Consider the following 5778-nt stretch of genomic DNA (forward strand, 5'->3'; position numbering starts at 1 on the left):
GTCGGGTGCGTACGGGCCGGTCACCGACCCGGCGACCGGCGCGGTCACCACCAAGGTCGCGTTCGCGTCGGTGGAGGAGGTGGACGCGGCCGTCGCGGCGGCCAAGGACGCCTACCTGACCTGGGGCCAGTCCTCGCTGGCGCAGCGCACGTCCATCCTGTTCCGGTTCCGGGCGCTGCTCGACGCGCACCGCGACGAGATCGCCGCGCTGATCACCGCCGAGCACGGCAAGGTGCACTCGGACGCGCTCGGCGAGGTCGCGCGCGGCCTGGAGATCGTGGACCTGGCCTGCGGGATCACCGTCCAGCTGAAGGGCGAGCTGTCCACGCAGGTCGCGAGCCGTGTGGACGTCTCCTCCCTCCGGCAGCCGCTCGGTGTGGTCGCCGGCATCACGCCGTTCAACTTCCCGGCGATGGTCCCGATGTGGATGTTCCCGATCGCCATCGCCTGCGGCAACACGTTCGTGCTGAAGCCGAGCGAGAAGGACCCCTCGGCCGCGGTCCGCCTGGCCGAGCTGCTCGCCGAGGCCGGGCTGCCCGACGGCGTCTTCAACGTCGTGCACGGCGACAAGGTGGCCGTCGACCGTCTGCTGGAGCACCCGGACGTCAAGGCCGTCTCCTTCGTCGGCTCGACCCCCATCGCCCGTTACATCCACACCACCGCCTCCGCCAACGGCAAGCGCGTCCAGGCCCTGGGCGGCGCCAAGAACCACATGCTGGTGCTGCCGGACGCCGACCTGGACGCGGCGGCCGACGCGGCGGTGAGCGCGGCCTACGGCTCCGCGGGTGAGCGCTGCATGGCCATCTCGGCCGTCGTGGCGGTGGGCGCCATCGGCGACACGCTGGTGGAGAAGATCCGCGAGCGCGCCGAGAAGATCAAGATCGGTCCGGGCGACGACCCGGCATCCGAGATGGGTCCGCTGATCACCGCCGCCCACCGGGACAAGGTCGCCTCCTATGTGAAGGGCGCGGCGGACGAGGGCTGCGAGGTGGTGCTGGACGGCACCGGCCACACCGTCGAGGGCTACGAGGACGGCCACTGGATCGGCATCTCGCTGCTGGACAAGGTGCCGACCAGCGCGAAGGCGTACCAGGACGAGATCTTTGGCCCGGTGCTGTGCGTGCTGCGCGCCGACACCTACGAGGAGGGTCTGGCGCTGATCAACGCCTCGCCGTTCGGCAACGGCACCGCGGTCTTCACCCGGGACGGCGGCGCGGCCCGCCGCTTCCAGCTGGAGGTCGAGGCCGGCATGGTCGGCGTGAACGTGCCGATCCCGGTGCCGGTGGGCTACCACTCCTTCGGCGGCTGGAAGGACTCGCTCTTCGGCGACCACCACATCTACGGCAACGACGGCACGCACTTCTACACCCGGGGCAAGGTCGTCACCACGCGCTGGCCGGACCCGGCCGACGCCCCGACGGGCGTGGACCTGGGTTTCCCGCGCAACCACTGACGTCCGCACGGCACGGTGCCCCGCCCTCCGCACGAGGGGGCGGGGCACCGCCGCGTCCGCCGCCGCCCGGCCGCGGCGGCCCGTCCGGATAGCGGACGGCTGACATTTTTTTGACACGTTGGCTGCGGTTCCCGTTCTGGCCGGACGAAACGGATGGCGAAGGGCTGAGCGGCTGATCCCCTTGGAAAGCAAGGTCACATTCGGTTCCGGCTTGATGGATGCCTCTATATGGCGTTGCGGCCTGCGAAAGTGATGCACCGTATGGATATGCGAAAGTGCGGATTCCGAAGGTAAACGGCCATTGACGTAGCGGTTTTCGTCGGGGTTCGCTATGCAGCGCCGGGAGCGGACGAGACGAACGTACGACGATCCGCCGGAGGCGATAGCGCTCCCGCCCCCACCCTCACTCGCACGAGTCGATCGGAATCGCCGTATGACCGACACGCTCCAGAAGTCCGTGGCAGACGCCGCTCCCGCCCCCGCGCCGGGGCTGAAGCGCTCCATCGGTGTCGTCGGCGGCACGCTGCTGACGCTGTCCTGCGTCACCCCCGCCTCCACGCTCTTCGTGGTCGTCCCCGATCTGTTCGGCTCCCTCGGCACCGCCACCGCCCTCACGATCGCCATCGGCTCCCTGCTCTGTATCGCCGTGGCGTTCTGCTACTCCGAGCTGGGCACCCTCATCCCCAGCGCGGGCGGCGAGTACGCCATGGTCTCCACGATGGCCGGACGGCTCGCGGGCTGGCTCGTCTTCGTGCTCTCCCTGCTGGTCGTGATGATCGTTCCCCCGGTGATCGCGATGGGCACGGCGGACTACCTCGCCCCCCTCGTCCACCTCGACCCCGCCCTGACCGGCGCCGGCGTGATGCTGCTGGCCACCCTCGCCGGCCTGCTCGACCTGCGCGCCAACGCCTGGATCACCGGCATCTTCCTGGTCCTGGAGGTCGTCGCCGCCGGAGTCGTCGCCCTGCTGGGCTTCTCGCACGGCCACCGCGGGGTGGGCAGCCTGGTCTCGATGCAGGTGGCCGGCGCGCACGGCCACACCGACACCGTGACGGCCATGCTGGTGGTCTCCGGCCTCGCCATCGCCCTCTTCGTCACCCAGGGCTTCTCCACCGCCGTCTACCTCTCCGAAGAGCTGGAGAACCCGCGCCGCAACGTGGCCCGCACGGTCCTGGCCACCCTCGCCATCTCCACCGTGGTCATCCTGGTGCCGGTCGCCGCGATCACCATGGGCGCCTCCGACCTGAAGGAACTGACCGGCGGCGACATCAGCGCCATGGTCACCGCCTGGTCCAACAGCGCCGTCGGCACCTTCGTCAGCCTCTGCGTGGCCCTCGCGATCATCAACGCGGGCATCGTCATGGTCATCCAGAACTCCCGCGTCCTGTTCGCCTCCGCCCGCGACAAGGCCTGGCCCGGCCCGGTCAACTCCGTCTTCTCCAAGCTCGGCCGCTTCGGCTCCCCCTGGGTCGCCACCCTCGCGGTCGGCGTCCCCGGCGCGATCCTCTGCTTCGTCAACCTGGACACGCTGTACGGCGTCACCGGCGTCTCGGTGACCGGCATGTACCTGCTGGTCGCGATCGCCGCCCTGCTCGCCCGCCGCGGCTCCCACCGGCACACCCCCGCCTGGCGCATGCCGCTCTGGCCCGCCGTCCCGGTGCTGCTGATCGCCGTCCTGGCCTACGTCCTGACCCAGCAGGAGACCAGGTACCTCCTGTGGACGGGCGGCATCACCGCCGCGGCGACCCTGTACTGGGCCCTGTACCTGCGCCCGCGCCGCGACACCCACTGGCTGGTGTCGATCCCGGAGGACGCGCAGGTTCCGGAGGGCCCCGCGCACATCCCGGCCCAGGCCGGTCCGGCCCAGGCCGCCGCGCTCGCCGGCGAGGTCCGGGACTGAGCCGCGGCCGGGGGTGCCTCCCCCGACACCCCCGGCCCGCGGCCGCCGCCCCCGTCACCCACTGCCAGGTGGGGTGCCGGGGGCGGCGGCATTCCCGTACCGCGGCCGAAGTACGCGGGGGCGGTCCCGTACGCCCCAGGGAGGGCGCGCGGCTCCGCCCCACGGCAGCAGCGCTTGTCAGTGGCGGCCCGTACCGTTGACGCATGGATCTTCGACCGTCCGCCCTGCGCGGCCTGCTGCGGCGGCCCCGCCGGCTCCCCGCCGCCGCGGCCGCCGTCGTGGTGCTCGCCGGCGCCGGCACGTGGACGGCGGCCGTCGCCTCCGGCGACAGGCCGGCGGTGCGCGTCAGCGACCAGGTCATGGCGGTCGACGGCGTGCGCCTGGACACCACGTACGTCACCCCGGCCGACGGCGGCCGCCACCCCGCCGTCCTGCTCGCGCACGGCTTCGGCGGCAGCAAGCACGACATGCGCCGGCAGGCCGAGGACCTCGCCCGGGACGGGTACGCGGTCCTCACCTGGTCCGCACGCGGCTTCGGCCGGTCCACCGGGAGGATCGGCCTGAACGACCCGAAGGGCGAGGTCGCCGACGTCTCCCGGCTCATCGACTGGCTGGCGAAGCGCCCCGAGGTCCGGCTCGACGCACCCGGCGACCCGCGCGTGGGCGTGGCCGGCGGCTCCTACGGCGGCGCGATCTCCCTGCTCACCGCCGGGTACGACCACCGGGTCGACGCCATCGCGCCGGCCATCACCTACTGGAACCTCGCGGACGCCCTGTTCCCGGACGGCGTGTTCAAGAAGCTGTGGGCCGGCGTCTTCTTCAACACCGGCGGCGGCTGCGCCCGCTTCGAGCCCGCCCTGTGCCGGATGTACCAACGGGTCGCCGAGTCCGGCACCCCCGACCCGGCCGCCCGCGAGCTGCTGGAGGAACGCTCGCCGTCCGCCGTCGGCGACCGCATCAAGGTGCCCACCCTGCTGGTGCAGGGGCAGACGGACTCCCTGTTCCCCCTCGGCCAGGCCGACGCCGCCGCGCGGGCGATCCGCGCGAACGGCGCCCCCGTGGACGTCGACTGGATCGCCGGCGGGCACGACGGCGGCGACATGGAGACCAGCCGCGTCGAGGCACGCGTGCGGGCCTGGTTCGACCGGTACCTGAAGGGCGACGAGGCCACCGACACCGGCCCCGCGTTCCGGATCACCCGCACCGGAGGCATCGACTCCACCGACGGCACCGCCCGGCTGCGCGGCGCGAGCGCCGGCGCCTACCCGGGCCTGCACGGCCACCGGCGCAGCCTCCCCCTCACCGGCGGCACCCAGCACATCGCCAACCCGGCCGGCGCCAGCCCGCCCGCTGTCTCCGCCCTGCCCGGCCTCGGCGGCTCCGGCGGACTCTCCCGGCTGTCCGCGCTCGGCATCGGCGTCTCCCTCGACTTCCCCGGCCAGAACGCGAAGTTCGACTCGGCACCGCTCACCCGCGACCTGCAGATCACCGGCGCCCCCACCGCCACCGTGCACCTCGCCTCCACCCGCGACGACGCCGTCCTGTTCGGCAAGGTCTACGACGTCGGACCCGACGGCACACGGCAGGTCCTGCCCGCCCAGCTCGTCGCCCCCTTCCGGGTGACCGGCACCCGGGCGGGAAAGGACGTCACCGTCACGCTCCCGGCGATCGACCACGAGGTGCAGAAGGGCCACCGGCTCCGCCTGGTCCTCGCCTCCACCGACCTCGGCTACGCCTCACCGGCCGCCCCGGCCACCTACACCGTCTCCCTGAAGGGAGACCTGAGCGTGCCGACGGCGCCCTCCGTCACCACCGCCGCCGCGCCCCTGCCCGCCTGGGTCTGGTGGCTGCCCGCGGCCGGCGCGGCCACCGCCCTCGCCCTGCTGCTCACCGCCCGCCGCCGCACGGCCGCCCCCGCGCCCGACCCCGACCTGGCCGAGGTCCCGCTGGTGATCGAGGGCCTGAGCAAGCGGTACGCCCGGTCCACCGACCGGTACGCCGTCCGGGACCTCTCCTTCCGGGTGGACAGGGGCCAGGTCCTCGGCCTCCTCGGACCGAACGGCGCGGGCAAGACCACCACCCTGCGCATGCTGATGGGCCTGATCCGGCCGGACGAGGGCGAGATCCGCGTCTTCGGCCACGCGGTCCGGCCCGGCGCGTCGGTGCTCTCCCGGGTCGGCGCCTTCGTGGAGGGCGCCGGGTTCCTGCCGCACCTGTCCGGCCGGGAGAACCTGGAGCTGTACTGGCGGGCCACCGGCCGCCCGCCCGAGGACGCCCACCTGGACGAGGCCCTGGAGATCGCCGGGCTCGGCGACGCGCTCACCCGCGCGGTGCGCACGTACTCCCAGGGCATGCGCCAACGCCTGGCCATCGCCCAGGCCATGCTCGGCCTGCCCGACCTGCTCATCCTGGACGAGCCCACCAA

Annotated in this window: 3 protein-coding genes; all 3 read left to right on the forward strand. The window is 73.1% G+C overall.

The features are described 5' to 3' along the window. On the forward strand, positions 1-1453 hold a 1453-nt coding region (gene mmsA / locus IE312_RS34045; protein WP_229900761.1), incomplete at its 5' end, for a CoA-acylating methylmalonate-semialdehyde dehydrogenase. A gap of 433 nt (positions 1454-1886) precedes the next feature. Beyond that, positions 1887-3353, forward strand: a complete 1467-nt coding sequence (locus IE312_RS34050; protein WP_229900762.1) for an APC family permease — start codon at positions 1887-1889, stop codon at positions 3351-3353. Positions 3354-3556: 203 nt separating this feature from the next. Then, positions 3557-5778, forward strand: a 2222-nt coding sequence (locus tag IE312_RS34055; RefSeq protein ID WP_229900763.1) for an alpha/beta fold hydrolase, incomplete at its 3' end; no start/stop codon positions are given.

Origin of the sequence: Streptomyces capoamus (assembly GCF_014654935.1) — a bacterium.
In the GTDB taxonomy this organism is placed as follows: Bacteria; Actinomycetota; Actinomycetes; order Streptomycetales; family Streptomycetaceae; genus Streptomyces; species Streptomyces capoamus.

Bases quoted from the DNA above. Each gene is read 5' to 3' on its own strand.
- IE312_RS34050 (WP_229900762.1), top strand. From the start codon at position 1,887: ATGACCGACACGCTCCAGAAGTCCGTGGCAGACGCCGCTCCCGCCCCC.